This window comes from Streptomyces nanshensis, assembly GCF_001751255.1.
GTDB lineage: Bacteria > Actinomycetota > Actinomycetes > Streptomycetales > Streptomycetaceae > Streptomyces > Streptomyces nanshensis_A.
The window spans coordinates 13,590-33,160 of record NZ_LJGW01000033.1 but is presented as its reverse complement, the minus strand read 5'-3'; the positions used below and the strand labels follow the sequence as shown (position 1 = coordinate 33,160).

22 protein-coding genes are annotated in these 19,571 nt (G+C 71.9%); 13 read left to right on the top strand and 9 right to left on the bottom strand.

The window, feature by feature from the left end; all coding sequences use genetic code 11:
- Positions 1 to 400 precede the first annotated feature (400 nt).
- Together AN218_RS01465 and AN218_RS01460 are read left to right on the top strand one after the other, a co-directional pair.
- Positions 401 to 1,345 (top strand): D-2-hydroxyacid dehydrogenase family protein, encoded by a 945-nt coding sequence (locus AN218_RS01465; protein WP_070014596.1) that lies wholly within the window; start codon positions 401 to 403, stop codon positions 1,343 to 1,345.
- Between the two features lie 159 nt (positions 1,346 to 1,504).
- On the top strand, positions 1,505 to 2,449 hold the full coding sequence (locus AN218_RS01460) for a quinone oxidoreductase family protein (RefSeq protein ID WP_171908559.1): 945 nt from the start codon (positions 1,505 to 1,507) through the stop codon (positions 2,447 to 2,449).
- A 67-nt stretch (positions 2,450 to 2,516) separates the two neighbouring features.
- Here AN218_RS01460 and AN218_RS01455 read toward each other — a convergent pair whose 3' ends face one another.
- The 3 genes from AN218_RS01455 to AN218_RS01445 all read right to left on the bottom strand — a co-directional run bounded on the left by AN218_RS01455 (position 2,517) and on the right by AN218_RS01445 (position 5,393).
- Positions 2,517 to 3,212, bottom strand: coding sequence for a dienelactone hydrolase family protein (locus tag AN218_RS01455; protein WP_070014601.1), 696 nt, complete (start codon positions 3,210 to 3,212; stop codon positions 2,517 to 2,519).
- A gap of 325 nt (positions 3,213 to 3,537) precedes the next feature.
- Positions 3,538 to 3,858 (bottom strand): DMT family transporter, encoded by a 321-nt coding sequence (locus tag AN218_RS01450; protein ID WP_070014595.1) that lies wholly within the window; start codon positions 3,856 to 3,858, stop codon positions 3,538 to 3,540.
- 140 nt (positions 3,859 to 3,998) lie between these two features.
- Positions 3,999 to 5,393, bottom strand: a complete 1,395-nt coding sequence (locus AN218_RS01445; protein ID WP_070014600.1) for an amidase — start codon at positions 5,391 to 5,393, stop codon at positions 3,999 to 4,001.
- A gap of 224 nt (positions 5,394 to 5,617) precedes the next feature.
- On the opposite strand from AN218_RS01445, the gene AN218_RS01440 reads away from it, so the two are divergent.
- Positions 5,618 to 6,292, top strand: coding sequence for a TetR/AcrR family transcriptional regulator (locus AN218_RS01440; protein WP_070014594.1), 675 nt, complete (start codon positions 5,618 to 5,620; stop codon positions 6,290 to 6,292).
- Positions 6,293 to 6,373: 81 nt separating this feature from the next.
- Here the strand turns inward: AN218_RS01440 and metG are convergent, their stop codons facing one another.
- Entirely contained in the window at positions 6,374 to 7,984 is a 1,611-nt protein-coding gene (gene metG, locus AN218_RS01435; protein WP_070014593.1) for a methionine--tRNA ligase, read from the bottom strand.
- Between the two features lie 208 nt (positions 7,985 to 8,192).
- Between metG and AN218_RS01430 the strand changes: the two genes are divergently transcribed.
- The 3 genes from AN218_RS01430 to AN218_RS01420 all read left to right on the top strand — a co-directional run bounded on the left by AN218_RS01430 (position 8,193) and on the right by AN218_RS01420 (position 10,131).
- Positions 8,193 to 9,146, top strand: a complete 954-nt coding sequence (locus tag AN218_RS01430) for an endonuclease/exonuclease/phosphatase family protein (RefSeq protein WP_171908558.1) — start codon at positions 8,193 to 8,195, stop codon at positions 9,144 to 9,146.
- Between the two features lie 229 nt (positions 9,147 to 9,375).
- Entirely contained in the window at positions 9,376 to 9,594 is a 219-nt protein-coding gene (locus AN218_RS01425; RefSeq protein ID WP_070014591.1) for a hypothetical protein, read from the top strand.
- A gap of 300 nt (positions 9,595 to 9,894) precedes the next feature.
- Positions 9,895 to 10,131, top strand: coding sequence for a hypothetical protein (locus AN218_RS01420; protein WP_070014590.1), 237 nt, complete (start codon positions 9,895 to 9,897; stop codon positions 10,129 to 10,131).
- 133 nt (positions 10,132 to 10,264) lie between these two features.
- Here AN218_RS01420 and AN218_RS01415 read toward each other — a convergent pair whose 3' ends face one another.
- From AN218_RS01415 to AN218_RS01400, 4 genes are all read right to left on the bottom strand, one after another.
- Complete coding sequence (locus AN218_RS01415; protein ID WP_070014589.1) at positions 10,265 to 10,480, bottom strand: hypothetical protein; 216 nt, start codon at positions 10,478 to 10,480, stop codon at positions 10,265 to 10,267.
- Positions 10,481 to 10,528: 48 nt separating this feature from the next.
- Entirely contained in the window at positions 10,529 to 10,729 is a 201-nt protein-coding gene (locus AN218_RS01410; RefSeq protein WP_070014588.1) for a hypothetical protein, read from the bottom strand.
- A gap of 75 nt (positions 10,730 to 10,804) precedes the next feature.
- Positions 10,805 to 11,389, bottom strand: a complete 585-nt coding sequence (locus AN218_RS01405; protein ID WP_244900191.1) for an ATP-binding protein — start codon at positions 11,387 to 11,389, stop codon at positions 10,805 to 10,807.
- A 118-nt stretch (positions 11,390 to 11,507) separates the two neighbouring features.
- On the bottom strand, positions 11,508 to 12,686 hold the full coding sequence (locus AN218_RS01400) for a helix-turn-helix domain-containing protein (protein WP_070014587.1): 1,179 nt from the start codon (positions 12,684 to 12,686) through the stop codon (positions 11,508 to 11,510).
- Positions 12,687 to 12,933: 247 nt separating this feature from the next.
- Here AN218_RS01400 and AN218_RS38975 point away from each other — a divergent pair, with 247 nt between their 5' ends.
- Both AN218_RS38975 and AN218_RS01395 read left to right on the top strand, forming a co-directional pair.
- Positions 12,934 to 13,203, top strand: coding sequence for a helix-turn-helix domain-containing protein (locus AN218_RS38975; protein WP_216311703.1), 270 nt, complete (start codon positions 12,934 to 12,936; stop codon positions 13,201 to 13,203).
- Positions 13,204 to 13,300: 97 nt separating this feature from the next.
- Positions 13,301 to 13,876 carry an HD domain-containing protein gene (locus AN218_RS01395; RefSeq protein WP_070014586.1) on the top strand — a complete coding sequence of 192 codons (576 nt, stop codon included), beginning with the start codon at positions 13,301 to 13,303 and terminating at the stop codon, positions 13,874 to 13,876.
- 49 nt (positions 13,877 to 13,925) lie between these two features.
- Here AN218_RS01395 and AN218_RS01390 read toward each other — a convergent pair whose 3' ends face one another.
- Positions 13,926 to 14,363, bottom strand: coding sequence for a VOC family protein (locus AN218_RS01390; protein ID WP_070014585.1), 438 nt, complete (start codon positions 14,361 to 14,363; stop codon positions 13,926 to 13,928).
- Positions 14,364 to 14,641: 278 nt separating this feature from the next.
- On the opposite strand from AN218_RS01390, the gene AN218_RS01385 reads away from it, so the two are divergent.
- The 5 genes from AN218_RS01385 (at position 14,642) to AN218_RS35915 (ending at position 19,505) form a co-directional block, all read left to right on the top strand.
- On the top strand, positions 14,642 to 15,349 hold the full coding sequence (locus AN218_RS01385; RefSeq protein WP_070014584.1) for a class I SAM-dependent methyltransferase: 708 nt from the start codon (positions 14,642 to 14,644) through the stop codon (positions 15,347 to 15,349).
- A gap of 93 nt (positions 15,350 to 15,442) precedes the next feature.
- The gene (locus tag AN218_RS01380; RefSeq protein ID WP_107421321.1) at positions 15,443 to 15,844 is read left to right on the top strand and encodes a hypothetical protein; all 402 of its coding nucleotides are present in this window, start codon (positions 15,443 to 15,445) and stop codon (positions 15,842 to 15,844) included.
- 201 nt (positions 15,845 to 16,045) lie between these two features.
- Positions 16,046 to 18,175 carry a PhoX family protein gene (locus AN218_RS01375; protein ID WP_070014583.1) on the top strand — a complete coding sequence of 710 codons (2,130 nt, stop codon included), beginning with the start codon at positions 16,046 to 16,048 and terminating at the stop codon, positions 18,173 to 18,175.
- 88 nt (positions 18,176 to 18,263) lie between these two features.
- Positions 18,264 to 19,007 (top strand): GntR family transcriptional regulator, encoded by a 744-nt coding sequence (locus AN218_RS01370; RefSeq protein ID WP_070014582.1) that lies wholly within the window; start codon positions 18,264 to 18,266, stop codon positions 19,005 to 19,007.
- Between the two features lie 312 nt (positions 19,008 to 19,319).
- The gene (locus tag AN218_RS35915) at positions 19,320 to 19,505 is read left to right on the top strand and encodes a hypothetical protein (protein ID WP_141747394.1); all 186 of its coding nucleotides are present in this window, start codon (positions 19,320 to 19,322) and stop codon (positions 19,503 to 19,505) included.
- The last annotated feature ends 66 nt before the right edge of the window (positions 19,506 to 19,571 follow it).

The following is a 19,571-nucleotide window of genomic DNA, read 5'->3' as shown; positions in this document are numbered from 1 at the left end:
CAGCGGACGCCAGGCGAGGGCGTCCCGCACCAGGTCGCCGACGAGGTCGCGCACGAGCTGAACGGACATGGCAGCGACCATATTTGGGCGCGACGGCGACGGCATCCGTCCCAGGTCGCATCGGTCCGGGTCCCCCTCAGGGACTACGCGGAACCGCGGGAAGGCCTTAAGGTCCACGTCAGGGGCCCGCGCCCGTGCCGTGCGGGCGGCCCCGCCGTCCCCGCCGTCCCCGTCCCCCTCCGCCGGGCTCCGCCGTCCCGGCACCACACCGCACCGCACCGTTCCGGAGCCCGAGCGTCCAGGAGCCCCCGAGCGCGCGGGATCCCCGCCCGGTCCCGATCTCGGTCCCGGTCACGGTCCCGTACGACTCGGCCCCGATCCCCGTACGAAAGGAGCGACCGTGCGCGTCGCCGTCCTCGACGACTACCAGCAGGCCGCCCACCACTTCGCCGACTGGCAGAGCCTGGACGCCGAAGTCACCTTCCTCCACGAGCACATCGCGGCCGACGACGACCTCGCCGAGGCGCTGCGCGGCCACGACGTGGTCGTCGCGATGCGCGAGCGGACGCCGTTCACGGCGGAGCGTTTCGAACTCCTGCCGGACCTGCGGCTGCTGGTGACCACCGGCATGGCCAACGCGGCCGTCGACCTGGAGGCGGCCGAGCGCCACGGCGTGACCGTCTGCGGCACCCAGAGCCCCGCCACCGCGACGCCCGAACTCACCTGGGGGCTCATCCTCTCCCTGCTGCGCCACATCCCGGCCGAGTCGACGGGCGTACGCGAGGGGCAGTGGCAGCACTCGATAGGCGGCGACCTGTACGGACGCACCCTCGGCATCGTCGGCCTCGGACGGCTCGGGTCCCGCGTGGCCACGGTCGGACGGGCCTTCGGCATGCGCGTCCTGGCCTGGAGCAGCAACCTCGAACCGGCCACCGCACGCGAACGCGGAGCCGAACCCGTCAGCAAGCGGACGCTCTTCGCCGAGTCCGACATCGTGACCGTCCACTACAAGCTCAGCGAGCGCAGCCGCGGCCTCGTCGGACGCGAGGAGCTGTCGTGGATGAAGCCGACGGCCTTCCTCGTCAACACCTCGCGCGGTCCGCTGCTCGACTCCGAGGCCCTCGTCGAGGCGCTGATCGAGGGGCGGATCGCCGGGGCGGGCCTGGACGTGTACGACGAGGAGCCGCTGCCCGCCGACCATCCGCTGCGCACGGCGCCGCGCACCGTACTGACACCGCACATCGGCTACGTCACCGAGGAGACCTACCGGGTCTTCTACGGGGAGGCGCTGGAGGACATCGCGGCGTGGGCGGCGGGGGCGCCGGTGCGGACGCTCACGCCGTGACGCCGTGACGCCGCGACGCCGCGATCCCGCGACGCCGTGACCCGGTGACGGGCGCCTGACCGCCGGATTCCGGGTGCCCGCCGTCCCGCGCGCGGCGGCGCGCACCCGGTGCGACCCGGCGGAAGGAGCGAGCGACCCCGGAGTGCGAGGGAGAGCGGCATGGCGAAACGTGTGGTGGCCGAGGCGTACGGCGGGCCGGAGGTTCTCTCCCTGACCGAGTCCGACGTACCGCCGCCCGGCCCCGGCGAGGTGACGGTGCGGGCGATGGCCATCGGCACGAACCCGGTGGACTACAAGCTCTACAGCGGCGCCATGGGCGACGACCCCGCGGCGCTGCCGATGCCCGTGGGCCAGGAACTGGCGGGCGTGGTGACCGCGGCCGGCGAGGACGCGGAGGGCCCGGCGGGACCGCTGAGCCCCGGGACCGACGTGATCGCCTTCCCCGTGCCCGGCGCCTACGCGACCGAGCTGACCGTCCCCGCCTCCAGCGTCGTACCGAAGCCGCCGGAGCTGTCCTGGGAGGCGGCCGCCGGTCTGATGCTGGCCGGCGGGACCGCGGTGCACGCGCTGACCGTCGTCGGCGCCGGCGAGGGCGAGACCCTGCTGATCCACGGCGCCTCGGGCGGCGTCGGCCTGCTCGCCGTGCAGATCGCGGTCGCGGACGGGGCACGGGTCATCGGTACGGCGAGCGAGCGGCGGCTGGAGTCCGTCGAGCGGTACGGGGCGACCGCGATCCCGTACGGACCGGGGCTGCTGGAGCGCGTACGCGAGGCGGCTCCCGGGGGCGTGGACGCGGTGGTCGACACCTCGGGCACGCGCGAGGCGATCGACGCCTCGCTCGAACTGGTACCGGACCGCGCGCGCATCGTCTCGATCCTCGCCTTCGACCGCGGTGACACCGGCATCAAGCTGATCGGCGCCGCCCCCAACGCGGACTCCGGCACGGAGATCAGGGCCAACGCCTGGCGGCGGCTCGTCGAGCTCGCGCGCCAGGGCGAGTTGGAGGTCGTCGTCGCCCGCCGGTACTCCCTCGCCGAGGCCGCGGAGGCCCACCGCTTCCTCGCGGAGGGGCACCCCGGCGGCAAGGTCGTGCTGCTGCCCTGATCGGCGGCGCGTGCGCGACCCGTGACCCGCGACCCGTGAACGCGGAGGGGCCGGGGGGCCGGTGCGCTCAGAGCCGCTCGCGCAGGAAGGCGAGGGTGCGCTCCCAGGCGAGCCGGGTGGCCTCGGGGTCGTACGTACCCAGGTGGTTCTCCTCGTTCGCGAAGGCGTGGCCCGCCGGGTAGCGCTCGACGGTCACGTTCGCGCCGGACTCCGCGCGGATGCGCGCGGCGATCTCCTCGGCGCGGGCCGGCGAGGCGTTCTCGTCCAACTCGCCGTAGTGGCCGAGGACATCGGCGCGCACACCGGAGAAGTCCACCTCGTCGTCGCTGGTCACGCCGTAGTACGGGACGGCCGCGGCGATCTTCTCCCCCGCCTCGGCCGCGAGCGCGAGGACGAACCCGCCGCCCATGCAGAAGCCCACGGCGCCCACGGCGTCGCCCCGCACGGCCTCGTGGGCGAGCAAGTAGTCGACGGCGCCCGCGAGTTCGCGTACGGCCTGGCCCATCGGCAGCTCGGAGGCGAGCCGGGCCGCGTCGTCGCTGTCGTGCGTCGTACGGCCGCCGTAGAGGTCGGGGGCGAGCGCCACGAAGCCGGCCGCGGCGAACTGGTCCGCCACCTCGGCGATCTGGTCCGTCAGCCCCCACCACTCCTGGATGACGATGACGCCGGGGCCCGTACCGCCCTCCGGAAGTGCGAGATAGCCGAAGATCTCCACGCCGTCGGCGTCGAAGCGCAGGTTCTGGCGCAGCGGTGGTGCAGACACGGATGTGCCGCCTTTCTGCTCGTTCTGCTCGTTCTGCTGGGAGCGCACCGCCCGTACGGCCACGGCGTCGTCATGCCGTCGTCATGCCGTCGCCGTGGCGTACGGACCGGTGCGGGGACATACACGGGACGGGCCCCGCGACGGCGGCCCGCCGCGTCGGTGGGTGCCCGGCGTGCGAGGTCGTAACCCGCCGGGACCACGGATCACACACGGACGGCACAGACGCCACACACGGCATGAACAGCGAGGACGGTACGGCCGGCCCAAGGACGACAGGGACGGCAGGGACAACAGGGACGACGCGGACGGCGGCGACGGCGACGGCTCAGTGCAGCAGCTTCAGCCCGACCACCCCGGCCACGATCAGCAGCAGGCACAGCACACGGGCGGCCGTGAGCGGATCCCCGAGCGCCGCCATGCCGTACGCGGCCGTGCCGATGGCGCCGATGCCGACCCACACGCCGTACGCGGTGCCCAGCGGGATGTGGCTCACCGCGTACGACAGGCCCGCCATGCTGGCGGCCAGCGCGAGGACGAAGAGGAGCGACGGCCACAGCCGGTGGAGCGTGCCGGAGGCGGCGAGCGCGCCCGCCCACACGGTCTCCAGTACGCCCGAGACGACGAGGACCACCCACGCGAGACCCATCCGACGCGCTCCGCTCCGCTCGCACACCCGCACCCGCACCCGGCGGCCGCCCTGGACGTCCGCGGGACCCGGCCGCCTTCGGCAGTCGATCACAGGGGCGGGCCGCCGGTGAGCAGGCGGGACCGGGCGGTGGCGGCGCCTCAGTCCAGCGGATCGATCGGCGTCAGGATGCCGAAGGCGTCCTCGATGTGCTGGGCCGCGGTCAGGCACAGGTCCTCGCGGAAGGGGCGGGAGATGAGCTGGACGCCGGTCGGCAGTCCGTCGCTCACGCCCGTCGGGACGGCCACCGCGGGGACGCCCGCGAAGCTGCTCGCCGTGCACAGGCGCATCGCCGAGGCGACCCGGTCGCGGCTCTCCGTGTCGCGGGACTCCAGGCCCGGTTCGACGGGCGGCTCGGTGAACACCGGTGCCAGCAGCAGCGGATGCTCCTCCAGGAACTCCGCCCAGGAGCGGCGGATGCCCAGCCAGGTGCCCATCAGCTCCGTCAGTTCGGCGGACGTCGCCGGCGGGGTCTGTTCCATCGCCGTCGCGATCCAGCGGTCACCGCCCTCGCCGAGCAGCGTCCGTACCAGCGGCCAGCGCGGGGCGAACTCGGTCACGGTGATGCGGCCGTACGCCTCCAGCGCCTCGTCGAGCCGGGGGACGTCCGCGACCTCCCGTACGTCGTACCCCGCGTCCCGCAGCGCGGCGGCGGCCCTCGCGACGGCGGCGCGGACCGTCGGGTGGACGCCCCGGCCGCCGGGATCCGCGACCACCGCGACCACCGGCGGCTGCGGCAGCGGTTCGCCGTACGCGGGCACCGGGACCGCTCGCGGGTCCCGCGGGTCGGTGCCCGCCAGGGCCTCGTACGCCAGCCGCAGATCGGCGACCGTACGGGCCAACGGGCCGTCCGTGACGAGGAGTTGGGATGCCGGTCCGGGGTCGTCCGGGCCGAGGACGCGGGGGTCGGAGGGGAAGCGTCCGGGCGTCGGCTTGAGCCCCGCCACCCCGCAGAACGACGCCGGTACCCGGACCGAACCGCCCGAGTCGTTGCCGAGCCCGAGCGGTGCCATGCCCGTGGCGACCGCCGCGGCGTCGCCGCCGCTGCTGCCGCCCGGCGTACGGGCGGGGTCCCACGGGTTGACCGTGTCGCCGAACAGTTCGCTGCGGGTGTGCATTCCGGCCAGGATCAGCGTCGGCATGTTGCTGTGGCCGATCGGCAGGGCGCCGGCCGCGCGCAGCCGTGCCACCGGGAGCGCGTCGGCCGCCGCGGTCATGTCGCGGAACCGCGTCGCGCCGAACGTGGTCGGTACGCCCTCGACCGGCGTGCACTCCTTCACCGTGAACGGCACACCCGCCAGCGGCCCCAACTCCTCGCCCGCCGCCCGCCGTCGGTCCGTGCGCGCCGCGTCCGCGCGGGCCCGTTCCGCCAGGAGCTGTGTGACCGCGTTGATCCGCGGGCCGGTCTCCGCGATGCGTTCCAGATGGCTGTCGACGAGTTCGACGGCCGAGATCTCTCCGTCGCGTACGGCCGCCGCCTGGGCCGCGGCCGTCATCCTCCACGGGGCGTCCCGCGCGGTCGCCTTCCGCTCTCTCGCGTTCTGCACGGCTCTCGTTCTCCCCCTTCGTGTTCCTGCGTACGTCGTGCGCACCGCCGTCGCGCGTACCGCCTGCGTCCGTACGTCGTGCGCCGTGCGCCGTACGTCGTGCGTTCCGGCGGTGCCTGCACGAGCCTATCTCGTATTCGATACAGTCGTATCGAATAAAGGAGGCGGCCGGGATGCCCAAGCAGGTGGACTACGAGGAACGGCGGCGGCGGATCGCCGAGGCCGTGTGCGTCCTCGCGGGCGACCACGGGCCGGAGGGCGTCGGACTGCGCGACGTCGCGGCCCGCGCCCGGGTCTCGCTGGGCGCCGTGCAGCGCTGCTTCCGCAGCAAGGAGGAGATGCTGCTCTTCGCCGTCGGTCACGTCGGCGAACGCGTGCTGGAACGGGTACGGGCCGGTGAGGCGGACGGCGGGGACCGGCCGGGCAGGGGCGGGTCGGCCGCCGCCGTACTGGAGCGTGCCGTCACCGAAGTCGCCCTGCTCCGCGCGGAACACCGTTCGGAGGCGCGGATCTGGCTGGCGTTCGTCGCACGGGCCGCCGTCAGCCCGCCGCTCGCCGAGGCGCTGCGGAGCAGCTATGCCGCGCTGGAGGAGCTGTTCGTGCGTCTCGTCGCGGAGGCGGCCACGGAGGCGGCGCATGCCGAGGGCCGGGCTGCCGGATCCGCCGCCGCGCACCGCCGTGAGGCACGGGCGCTGATCGCTCTCGCGGACGGTCTCACCGGCCATGTGGTGCTCGGCCACCTCACCGAGGAGGAGGCCGGGAGCACCCTGCGCTCGCAGCTCGCGGCCCTACGGGAACGCCTCGGCGGCAGCGCCCCGTCCGCAGGCGTGCCCGACTGCCGTACGTAGAACGCCCGTTCACGACGGAAGGCCCGGAACCCCCGTACGGGATTCCGGGCCTGCGCCGCGGCGTCGGACGTGAAGTGCGCGCTACTTCGTCTCCTCCAGGCGCGGGAAGAGCACCGCGCCCTTGGTGACCGTCGCGCCCGCCGGGAGCAGACCCCAGCGGCCCGCGTCGGCGATGCGCTGGTCGGCGAGCGGGCCGAGGTGCGGCTCGGCGCCGAGGGACTCCCACAGCTTCGCCGACGACTCCGGCATGACCGCGTTCAGCAGCACCGCGCAGGCGCGCAGCGACTCGGCGGCCGTGTAGAGGATCGTCGCCAGCCGGGCCTGGGCCTCGGGGGAGTCGTCCTTGGCGACCTTCCAGGGTGCCTGCTCCGTCAGATAGCCGTTGACCTGCTTGATGAACTCGAAGACCGCCGCGATGCCGCCGGCGAAGTCCAGCTCGTCGCCGATGCGTTCGTCCGCCCTGGCCGCCGCCTGCGCGAGGCCGTCCACGACGGCCTGCTCGGCGTCGCCGCTCGCCGTCGCCTCCGGCAGCGTGCCGCCGAAGTACTTGCCGACCATCGCCGCGACGCGGGAGGCGAGATTGCCGTAGTCGTTGGCCAGTTCGCTGGTGTAGCGGGCGGAGAAGTCCTCCCAGGAGAACGAGCCGTCCTGCCCGAAGGCGATGGCCCGCATGAAGTACCAGCGGTAGGCATCGACGCCGAAGTGCTCGGTGAGCTGCTGCGGGGAGATGCCCGTCAGGTTCGACTTGGACATCTTCTCGCCGCCGACCATCAGCCAGCCGTTCGCCACGATCTTGCCGGGCAGCGGGAGGCCGTTGGCCATCAGCATCGCGGGCCAGATCACCGTATGGAAGCGGAGGATGTCCTTCCCGACCAGATGGACGTCCGCGGGGAACGTCCGCTCGAAGCGCTCCTGGTCCGCTCCGTAGCCCACCGCCGTCGCGTAGTTGAGGAGCGCGTCGATCCACACGTAGATGACGTGCTTGTCGTCCCAGGGCACCTTGACGCCCCAGTCGAAGGTCGAGCGCGAGATCGACAGGTCGTCCAGGCCCTGCCGGACGAAGTTCACGATCTCGTTCCGCGCGGACTCGGGCTGGATGAACTCCGGGTGGCGCTCGTAGTGTTCGAGCAGCTTCGGGCCGTACTCTGAGAGCTTGAAGAAGTAGTTCTCCTCCTGGAGCATCTCCACCGGCGAGCGGTGGATCGGGCACAGCTTCTGCCCCGCGAACTCGCCCTCGCCGTCGAGCAGTTCGCCGTAGGTCTTGTACTCCTCGCAGCCCACGCAGTACGGGCCCTCGTAGCCGCCCTGGTAGATCTCGCCCTTGTCGTAGAGATCCTGGACGAACTCGCGGACGCGCTCGGTGTGCCGCTTCTCGGTCGTACGGATGAAGTCGTCGTTACGGATGTCGAGGTGCTCCCAGAGGGGCTTCCACGCCTCCTCGACGAGCTTGTCGCACCACTCCTGCGGGGAGACGCCGTTCGCCTCGGCGGTGCGCATGATCTTCTGACCGTGCTCGTCCGTGCCGGTGAGGTACCACACCTTCTCGCCGCGCTGACGGTGCCAGCGCGTGAGCACGTCGCCTGCGACGGTCGTGTAGGCGTGGCCCAGGTGGGGAGCGTCGTTGACGTAGTAAATCGGGGTCGTGACGTAGTACGCCTTCGATCCCGTCTGCTCTGTTCCAGTGGCCGCCATGCCCGGAATCCTAACGGTCCGGGAGGGGCCGCTTCCTTCCGATAACGGTGTGTGACCCCGCGTGAACGGGAGCGGGGAGCCGCCGGGCCCGGGGGGCCGCACGGCCGTGGCGGACGGCCTGTTGACGCCCCCGGTGCGCCTCTGCATGCTTGCGCGCGTACCGAACTTCACATCCGGGGACCGAACCGGGGAGGCCGCCATCCGTCGCGTGATCGCCTCGCTGTCGGGTGTCGTGGCGGCGGCCGGCCTCGTGGTCGCGGGCGTCCTCGTCGCCGGCTCGGACTCGGGATCGCAGCCCGCGCAGTCCGGGCCGAAGCCGGGCACGTACGTCATCGGGCAGTTCAACATGGCCGGCGGTACGACGGAGCACGGCGGCAAGGGCAATCCCCCCGCCGACGCCCTCGCCGAGGAGATCGAGGACCGCAAGCCCGCGTTCGTCACGGCGCAGGAGACCTGCCGCGACTGGGACGAGCGCCTGGAGCAGCGGCTGCCCGGCTACACGGTCCTCTTCAGCCCCGTCCGCAACCTGGAGCGGAACCCGGGCACCCCCGCGCGCTGCCACCACCCCACCGACTTCGGCAACACCATCGTCTTCCGCGACGGCCTCGGCTTCGACAAGGACGAGACGGACGTACACCAACTCGGCTCCACGGACGGCGACGAGTACCGCGAAATGGTGTGCGTGCGCGCGGAGCGGCGGAAGTTCGTCGTCTGCTCCGCGCATCTGACGCCCGGCGGCGGCAAGTACCTCGCGAGCCGGCAGCGCGAGGTGGCGACGGTGCGGCGGGTGCTCACCACGCGGTACGCGCACTACACCGTGCTGCTCGGCGGCGACATCAACGACGTACCGCTCTCCCGGGTGCTCGGCCGCCTGTACGACCGGAACTACGGGCACGGGGCGAGCGGCGCGTTCAAGGAGGCGAGCAGCCCCTGCGGCGACGCGATGAAGCCCGAGCGCCGTGCGTCCGGGCTGCCGAGGGCCCGTTACGCGCCCTGCCGTTTGGGCCAACCCACCCACAGCAAGGGGAAGTTGGACTACCTCTTCGTCTCGCCGTCCGTACGGGTCGAGTCCAGCGGCCTCAGCTACTCCGAGCACTCCGACCACAAGCAACTGTGGGCCCGTGTGAAGTGGGGGCGCGGCGCGGGGCGGTCCGGCGACTGAGCACGCCGCGGGTACGGGGGCTCGGCACACTCCGGAACGAGGGCCGCCGGTACGGCCGTTGTGCACGGCGCCGGTGCGGGCGCACGGGCGACGACAACCGCAAGATCCCGTGAGGATCATGAGGAGACGGCCTCCGTCCCTGGCCGGGCCTCCCGCGGGCGTGTTCTCATCCCCCGACCTCCGGAATCACCGGACAGGTGTACGTCCCGCCCGTTGATTGGAAGCCACCATGCGCAACACCTCCCCGCAGATCGAGACCGCCGAGATCTCCGACGCCGACCTGGACAACGTCTCCGGCGGCGTCGCCGACCTCACCGGCAGCCTCAACGCCGGCCTGCAGAGCGTCACCGGCACCGTGAACGGCGGCGTCGCCGGTGTCGGCGGCGTCAGCGGCAACGTGAGCGGCGCCCTCCCCGGCGTCGACGACGTCACCGGCCTGGTGGGCTGAACCGCCTCACCGCCTCACCGCCGATCCCCCGAGGGCCCCGGAACGCATGCGCCGCGTGTGCTCCGGGGCCCTCGGCGTGGGGCGGTGCGGTGCTCGCGGATGAGTGGCGCGAGGGGGCGTAACGCCCAACTCACGCTTGCCGTCCAGGGGTTGAGAACGTAAGCGCTGACATTCATAAGATCACGTGAGGATCATGAGGAGACGGCCGTTACGAGTGGCCGCGAGGTCCGTGTGGATGGTCTGATCCCACGACACCCGGAACATGAGGCACCTGTTCCCGTCTGTTGATTGGAAGTCCCCATGAGCAACACCTCCCCGCAGATCGAGACCGCTGAGATCTCCGACGCCGAGCTCGACAACGTCTCCGGCGGCGTCGGCGCCAACCTCCCCGCCGGCCTGGGCGCCGTCGACGTCACCCCCGGCCCGGGCGGCGTCTCCGCCAGCGCGAGCGCCGGCGTCCCCGGTGTGGGCGGCGTGGCCGGCAGCGTGAGCGCGGGCGTGCCGGCGGTCGAGGGCGCCAGCGGCCTGGTCGGCTGAGCGGCTTCACCACGGATCGACGAAGGCCCCGGAACAGCGCGTACGGCGCGCGTTCCGGGGCCTTCGGCATGCGGGGGCGGGGCGGATACGCCCCGGTCGGCCACGGCCCGGTCGGTCCGGTGCTGCTACGCGCCTACGCCGGGTGCAGGCACGTGCAGCACGTCACGCGCTTCTCCCCCTCAGCCCCAGGGACGACGAACCCCTGCACCCCGTTGAACGGGAAGCCGTGCCGCCGCGGACGATGTCCGGACGCCGCGGCGTGCGCCGAGATGCGCGCCACCACATCGACGTATCGCGGGTCCGTCCAGCCCGGAGGCTGGTTCTCCGGCGTGCGGGATTCATCCGTCATGTCCCCTCCTGTCAGCGCGAGTTGATACGCAGCGTACTCGTGCGACTACTAGTTGGGGCCGGTGTTGCTGCAATCCGCCCCACACCCGGCCGGCGGCGGCTCGGAGTGCTCGCACTCCGCCGCCACGGGGACCGTGCTGTCCGTCGGCGGCAGCCACAGCAGCGGGTCCGTCACGTAGCCGGCCGCAGCGATGGCGGCCTGAGTACGGTCCAGATCCCCGGAGTTGTGGCGGGACCGCACGCTGGACACATGGTGGTGTCCCCTTCGTGCTGGCGGGTGAGCCCGTTCCGGGTCGCGTCGTGGAGTCCCGCGGCGGGGGTCTCGTCAGTTGCCTGTGGCGTCCGATTCCGCGGGCTGTGTGTGGACTTCGGCTCGTACGGTCTTGCCGGGATGGCCGGGCGGATGGGCGACGACGGCCCAACGGTCCGCGAGCATGCCGACGATGAGCAGACCGCGCCCGTTCTCCGCGTCGTACGGATTCGAGCGCGGCTTCGGGCGCCGCTCACCCCGAGTGTCGGTCACCTCGATACACAGCACCGCATCCGTCGCGGTGAGGCAGACACGGAAGTCCCTCCCCGGTACATGACCGTGCCGTACGGCATTCGCACACAGCTCACCGGCGATCGAGACCATCGACTGATACGCCTCGCTCTCCGGCGAACACCCCCACTGCTCCAGCCGCTTGGCCACCAGCCGACGCGCCAACCGCGCCCCACGCGGCGTCGAAGAAAAACGCATGGCAAACCGCGGCACTAACGGTGACGGCGCCCCGGGGGTCTGTTCGTCGGCCGCCTTGTCGACCTTTTCGTCGGCCTCTTCGGCGCTGGCGGCGGCAGGCAGGGGCGGCGCGGTGAAGCTCGGCATCGTGGGCACGGACAGCCACCCCTTGGTCGGTGAGTGATCGGACACTCACTGACCGTAGGAAGGGATGTCATCGGCCACCATGGCACTTCGGTCCGTGACCGGCTCGAAGTACCCTTTGCTCGCTGCGACCTGGCGTTACGTGAGGAACAAACCTTACGGACTGTTATGCCGCGGGACTGATCGCATCAGCGAGTTCCCGCATCTCCGCCGTCAGCGTGCGACGGCTGTCGATGATCCGGCCCATGATGTCCTGTGCGAACCGCTGCTGCGGCAGCCACTCCGGGCTGTTCTCGCGGATCTTCTGCAACGTCTCGACGGCATCGCCGTACTGACGCATCGACGTGTGGGCGTTCGCCACGTCCAGCAGGTGCCGGTTCCTGTTGTTCGACGTCGGGCGCAGTCCGCCCTTCGGCACCGTGGCCGCGACCCGCAACACCACGTCCGGCTGATCCGTGACGCTTGCGTTCTCCGCCCGCTTCAGCACAACGGTCGTCGGCCCGAAGGTCCGCAGGAAGTCCGCGTGCGGTGCGTGTTCGCGGCCCAGAGCGACCGCCGCGGCCCGCGCCATCCGCAGCGCGTCAGCGGCCTCCCCGCTCCGGTTGTCGCGTACGGCCGCCGCCGAAACGCGCAGCAGCATCCACCCCCAGGTGCTGAGCTCTTCCGGAGTGGCCTTGCTCAGGCGGGGCTCGGTGTCGTCGGCCCAACGCGTCGCCAGTTCCCGGGCCTTCGTGAGTCGCCCCGTACGCAGCAGCAGCCAGCAGCGCGTGTTGACCGACGCCGCGCAGGAAAAACGATCGTTGGCGTCCGCCTCGGCCCGGTCCAGCGCCATCTCCGCAGCCTCGTACTGCCGCGTCTGCGTCAGCAGCCAGCCTGTCAACTGGAGCAGCCGCACACGCACGGCCCGAGCGCCCGGGTCGTCACCGTCGAGCGCGTCCGCATCCCGCAGCAACTGCGGCAGCAAGGCCGCCAGATCGGCGAACCGGTCCCCGGAGAAGAGCGGTTCGGCTGCCTGAAGTGCCTCGCGTACGCCTTCCGTGGTCGGGGGCTCCTGCGGCTGTGCCTGGGGGGGCGCGGCCAGGGCCGCCCGTACCGGAGCCCAGTGGTCAACCGTCCCGGCGTGGGCCGGGGCTTCATCTCGGGCGAGGAGCGCGGTCGTTGGCACCCGCAGAGCCGTTGCGAACCGGCGCGCGGTCTCCATGCGCATGGTCTCGGTCTCGCCCTGCTCCGTCTTCCGGACTGTGGACAGGGATACGCCGGCGCTGCGCGACAACTGCTGTTGTGTCATACCGCGCCGCTTGCGCAGCTCAGCGAGAGTGGCGCCGATGTCGGTGTGCTCGGGCATATCTGCTCCAAGTTGTTCTGCGGTGACATTCAGGACGGTACGCCCCTTCGGTGAGAGCGTGTGTAGTTCGTCGCTCTGCGCGACTATGGTCTCGTTCACACCTCTGCAAGCGGGAGCCGAAGCCATGACTCCAAGCCGCTCGCCATCGACGCACAGAAGCCTGACTGCCAGTCAGGGTGTCCATCGGCAGGCACGCGAAGGTCTGGTCGCTGGGTACCTGTTCAAGATCACGAGAGAGTGATCGGGTCTGACGCAGAGCGCACTTGCCGAGGCGTTAGAGGTCGACGTGACGACGGTCCAGGGCTGGGAGTCCGGCCGCCGCCCGCTGAGCGCCTCGTCTTCCACACAGTTCCGCTCGATTCGACGCCATCTGCCCAGGTGCGGTGCCGATCCCGCGTTGACCTCAAAACGTTCATTCGGTACGGGCATTGCTCGCCGTGCGTCCTGGCTTGCCCGCCATCGACCCCACCCCCACCCCCACCCACGACTTGAAAGACCGCGTTGGCCTCCTACTTGACGCCGGCCGTGTGTCCAAGCAGTCGAGACGCGAACTCGAAGCCGCGCATTACGGTCTGAGGCTGAACACCCCGTGATTCGCTGAGAGGACGAGCCGTATGTCTGGTGATCAGTACGCCAAGGGTTCCGTTGGCTACCTGATGGAGATGGGCGCGCTCAAGCGTCAGAAGCGCTCAGGCTGGTGGATCGTGGGCGTGAAAGACCCAGAGACGATCGCCGAGCACTCGTTCCGTACCGCTGTAATTGGCGCCGTCCTGGCAATGATGGAACAAGCCGACGCCGCCAGGGTCGCACTGCTGTGCACCTTCCACGACACGCAGGAAACCCGCGTCGGGGACATCCCATGGATCGGCCGCCGTTATCTCACCGCAGCGAAGAACGAGGAAGTAACGGCCGACCAGGTCGCCGACGCCCATCCCGCTGTCGCGTCCGGCATCAAGGCTGTGGTGGACGAGTACGAGAACGGCGACTCCCTTGAAGTGCTGGTAGCCCATGACGCGGACAAGCTGGAGTGCATGATCCAAGGGATGGAATACCTCGAACAGGGCTACCGCAACGCTCAGGAGTGGGTTGACGCCACACGCGCCAAGCTCAAGACAGCCTCAGCCATCGCTCTGGCCGAGGCCGCAGAGGGCATGTCGTCGGCTGAGTGGCAACGAACCTACCTGCGATAGACGCCGGTCCGAGTCGAGACGATCCCATCAGGTGCCTCACCGGCCAGGGTCACCCCGTCGCGAAGACCTGCGCGTCGTCCGCGAACGCCTTGAACTCCAGGGCGTTTCCCGCCGGGTCGCGCAGGAACATCGTCCACTGCTCGCCCGGCTGCCCCTCGAACCGTACGTACGGCTCGATGACGAACTCCGTGCCCGCCGACCGCAGCCGCGCGGCCAGTTCGTGGAACGCGGGGACGGAGAGGAGCAGGCCGAAGTGCGGCACCGGCACCTCGTGGCCGTCGACCGGGTTGCGGGCTCCGGCGGCGGTGTGGCCCGGGACGAGATGGGTGACGAACTGGTGGCCGTGGAGGTTCCAGTCCGTCCACGTCTCCGCGCTGCGGCCCTGTTCCAGGCCGAGCACGTCGCCGTAGAAGGCGCGGGCGGCGGCCAAGTCGTCGACGGGCACGGCCAGATGGAAACGCGGGACGGGGGAGTCGAAGGTGCTCACGGGGCTTTCGCCGCCTTCCTGGGCGTTCGCGGGGTACGGCGCGTGCGTACCCGGCGGCGTGGACGCCTATCCCGGTCCGGCGTCCGTCCTCCGGGACCGGCTCGTCCCCGGCGCTCGTAACGGCCCGTCCGCGGCGCCCGTGACAGCCCGCCGGTGTCACCGTACGGCGGGCCGCGGCACGTTCGGGTGAAGCCGTACGGTCCCGGCCCGCGCGGGGACCGCGGAGCCTACGGTGCGGAGGCAGGTGACGTCATCGTCGGCAATCCGTGAGGAGACGCATGCCTCTCACGTCGCAGAGCCTCCCCGAGTACTGGGACACGTACAAGCCGCACAAGGGGGAGGGAACACCCGCGGCTCCCGCCGTCGACTCCTTCGAGTGGACGCAGTATCCGGGGCACGGTCCCGGTACCGGCTTCCTCGGACGGCCGCGCACCGCCCTGGAGTTGGGCTCGGCGGAGGGGAGGGAGGCGGTCCATCTGGCGCGTACGGGCGTCGAGGTGACCGCGCTGGACTTCTCGCCCGCGCAGACCGCACGCGCCCGGCTGTGGTGGGAGGGCACGCCCGGGCTGTCCTTCGTCAACGCGGAGGCGTGCGACTACCTCGCGGAGACGACCTCGACGTTCGACGCGGTCTACTCGCGGTGGGGCGCGGTCTGGTTCACCGATCCGGAGCGGCTCGTCCCGCTCGTCGCCCGCCGCCTCAACCCCGGTGGTGTGCTGGCCCTTTCGCAGGCAGAGCCCATCGACGGGTTCTACGGGCCGCAGGCGATGTACGGCAACGGCCTCAGCGGGCGCAGGCTGCCGGTGCTGCGCTGGGCGTACTCCCCCGAGATGTGGGCGGAGCTGCTGGAGCGCCACCGCTTCACCGGTATCGACGCCTCCGTACTGCCGGCGCCGGAGCCGGACAACGTCGGCACGCTCATGGTGCGGGCGAAGACGCCGGGGGCGCCCGGACCACAGCGGCGCCGACGCCGCACCGCCGCGTAGCCGCGTCCCCCTCTGGCGCACTCCGTCCGCGGGGCACCGCTCCCGCGCACGCGCGCGGGAACTGCCGGTGCCGCGTGCGGCGTCAGTTCCGGCATGGGACCGAGTGAGAACCGTGAAGAGCGTGAAGCTCGTGAGGGGACGGCCGTCGCGGCGGCCGGCTGCCTGATCGCGCTGCTCGCGGCGGCCACCGGTCTCGGGGTGTGGCTCTACGGCGCGGTGCCCGCGCTGCGCGGCGGCTTCGAGGGCGAGCGCGATCCGAGCCTGCTGTACATCGAACTGCCCGCCATGGCCGCCGGGTTCCCGCTGCTCGCCCTGCTCACCTGGTCCCTCACGCGGGCCGTGATGCGCGCCCATGGCAGCCCCGGCGCCCGGCGGGCCGTGCAGGCGGCGGTGGTGGTGCTGACGCTGCTGCTGCTCTCGGGGGCCTGCTGGATGTGGCTGGGGCACCGGGTGGAGACGCTGCTGACGGTGCAGTGCTCCGACCCGCCCTGCTGAGCGCGCCGCGCTCGTTCCGCTCCGCTCCGGCGCTCCACGTCCACGCGCCTCGCCTCCTCCGCGCTCCCGCGTACGCATGCGGGCCGACGCGTACGCACGCGGGCCGGGATTCACCCGTGGTTCATCGTGCGGTCGTCTCCTCGCGGGGCTGCGCCCCTAGCGTGCGCTTCGCCGCGTATGTACGGACACCCGGAGGAGACCATGCGCAAGCTGCTGACGGTGCTCGGTTCGCACCCGGGCGGGAGATCCGCGATGACGTGCCGTTTCCGCTGCGGCGACGCCTGCTTCCACGAGGCGCCCAACACCAGCGGCAACGAGTACGCCGGTGATCTCATCGCCCGCGCCCTCTCACGCCGGTCCGTACTGCGGGCCGGAGCGATCGTCTCCGTGGCCGCCACGGTCACGACGACGGGGGCGTGCAGCGGGGAGTCCGCCTTCGCCTCCGAGGACGCCGCGAAGGCGAAGGGCAAGCCCGCGAAAGGTCTGCGCTTCACGCCCGTCGAGCCCAACACCGACGACAAGGTGACCGTCCCGGAGGGCTACGGCCAGAACATCGTGATCCGCTGGGGCGAACCGATCCTGCGCGGCGCACCGGACTTCGACCCGGAGAAGCAGTCCGCGACGGCGCAGGAGGGGCAGTTCGGCTACAACAACGACTTCCTGTCGCTGCTGCCGCTGCACAAGGGCCACAAGGAGCACGACGACCACAAGGCCCGCGCGGACCGCGAGAACCGCAGCCACGGCCAGGAGGGCGGCGGCAGGCGGCAGTTGCTGGTCGCCAACCACGAATACACGGACGAGGTCCTGATGTTCGCCGGGTACGACCCGGACGAGCCGACCCGTGAGCAGGCCGAGATCGCCTGGGCGGCACACGGGCTGTCGGTCGTGGTCGTCGAGGGCGAGAAGTCCACCGGCGCGCTGCGCGCCGTGCCGCGCCACCGCCTCAACCGCCGGGTCACCGCCACCACGCCCTTCGAGGTCACGGGCCCCGCGGCGGGCAGCAGGTGGCTGCGTACGTCGGCCGATCCGGACGGCCGCGAGATCCTCGGCACCCTCAACAACTGCTCGGGCGGCACCACTCCGTGGGGTACGACGCTGCACGGCGAGGAGAACATCGACCAGTACTTCGCCAACACCGAGAAGGTCGAGGACGAGGAGCACCGCAAGCGCCTGGAGCGCTACGCCCTCAAGGGCACCGACACCGAGCGCAAGTGGGAGCGCTTCGACGACCGCTTCGACGTCACGAAGGAGCCGTACGAGCCGCACCGCTTCGGCTGGGTCGTCGAACTCGACCCGTACGACCCGGACTCGCCGCCGCGCAAGCGCACCGCGCTCGGCCGCTTCAAGCACGAGGCGGCGCAGCCGCGGCTGACCGACGACGGCCGTCCCGTCGTCTACATGGGCGACGACGAACGGTTCGAATACCTCTACAAGTTCGTCTCGTCCAAGCGCATGCGGCGCGGGAACAGCCGCGCCGACCACGAGCACAACATGACGCTGCTGGACCACGGCACGCTCTACGTCGCCAAGCTGCACGGCGACAGCCCCGCGGACGAGATCGACGGCTCGGGCGAACTCCCCTCCGACGACCACGAGTTCGACGGGCGCGGCACCTGGATCCCGCTGGCCACCGGCGACCGTTCGCACGTGGCGGGCATGACCGCCGACGAGGTGTACGTCTTCACGCGCATCGCCGGCGACAAGGCGGGCGCCACCAAGATGGACCGCCCCGAGGACGTCGAGCCGAGCCCCCGCACCGGACGCGTCTACGCCGCCCTCACCAACAACACCGACCGCGGCGCCTCCGGCAAGGCCGGACCGGACGAGGCCAACCCGCGCAACGGCAACAAGCACGGCCAGGTGCTGGAGTTCGCCGAGCGGGGCGACGACCCGGCGGCGCACGCCTTCACCTGGCGGCTGTTCCTGGTCTGCGGCGACCCGGAGGACCCCGGCACGTACTTCGGCGGCTTCCCCAAGGACCAGGTCAGCCCGATCTCCTGCCCCGACAACGTCGCGTTCGACGACTACGGCAACCTGTGGCTGTCCACCGACGGCAACGAACTCGGCTCCCACGACGGCCTGTTCGGCGTCGCCACGGCGGGCCGGCGGCGCGGCGAGGTGCGGCAGTTCCTGACCGTGCCGACGGGCGCGGAGACCTGCGGCCCGCTCATCCAGGACCGCCGCGTCCTCGTCGCGGTGCAGCACCCGGGCGAGGTCGACGGCGCGAGCGTCGAGAAGCCGGCCTCCCAGTGGCCGGACGGCCCCGACGCGTACGTCCGCCCCTCGGTCGTCAGCGTCTGGCGGAAGGACGGCGGCGGCATCGGTCTCTGAGGCAGGGGCCGGGCGGGGAATCCGCGAGGGGGCCGGGCGGTCTCCGGCGTTACGGTGGTCAACCACCCTAGGGAACATGGAGACACCGATGGCCGAGACCCCCGCCCGGCAGATCGCCGACGACCTCCGCGCGAGGATCAAGTCCGGCGATCTCGCCCCGGGCACCCGCCTGCCCGGCGAGCCCGCCCTCGTCCGGCAGTACGGAGTCGCCAAGCAGACCGCGGCGAACGCGCTCAAGCTGCTGATCGCGGAGGGGCTGGCCTCCGCGCGGCCCGGATCGGGCACGTACGTACGGGAGTTCAAGCTGATCCGGCGGAGCGCCACGGAACGTCTCTCCCGTGGACGGCGGGCCTCGGGCGGCTCCGTCTGGGCGGCCGACGTCGAGGAGCGCCCGCTGGAGGTGGACGCCCTCGACGTGCGTGAGGCCCCGGCCCCGGAGTGGGTGGCGGAGGCGCTCGACCTGTCCGGGGACGACACCTCGGTGCTCGTACGCAGCCGTCGCTACGTGGTGGACGGGGAGCCCGTCCAGCTCGCCGACTCCTACCTCCCGGCCGCCCTCGTGCGCGGCACGCGCGTGGCCGAGCCGGACACCGGGCCCGGCGGCACCTACGCCCGCCTCGCCGAACTCGGCGCCGAGCCGGTCGACTTCACGGAGGAGCTGCGCGCGAGGATGCCCGACAGGGACGAGGCGGAGGCGCTGTCCCAGCCGCCGGGCACCCCGGTCATCGAGATCCTGCGCGTCGCCCTCACCGCGGACGGCCGCCCGGTCGAGGTCAACCGCATGCTCCTGGACGCCGGTTCGTACGTCCTCGACTACCGCTTCGGCGGCTGACGACGGACGGACGGTGCGTGATCCGCCGAGCGCGCCCCTCCCGCACGCCACCCCGGAAGAGGGCGGCCGGAGTTCGGCCGGGTCCACGCGCTTCGCCAGCGCAGGGCCATGCGGCGGCTGTTGTGCCAGGTCTGTGGCCGTCCGGCCGACCGGAACCGGGAAGGGGTCCTGTGGCTGATCGGCGGCGAGGCCCCGGAGCACACCGGCCGGACGGACGCCCTCACCACGTCTCACCCTCCGCTCTGCGAGCCCTGCGCCGTGCGTTCCGTCCGCGCATGCCCCCATCTCCGGCCGCGCGCCACGGCGTTGCGCGTGCGAGCGCACACGCTCGTGGGGGTACGCGGGGCGCTCTACCGGCCGGGCCGGCCGCGTCCGGCGGCGTGGACCGTCGCCGGCGTGGCCTACGACGACGCACGGATCCGCTGGGTCCGCGCCGGGCAACTCGTCGTGCGGCTGGAGTCCTACACCGTCGTGACGCTCGCGGCGCCGTGCCCGTGACGCGCAACGCCCCCGCACACACCCGAACCCCCGGACGCTGTCCGGGGGTTCGGTCGTGAAGCGAGT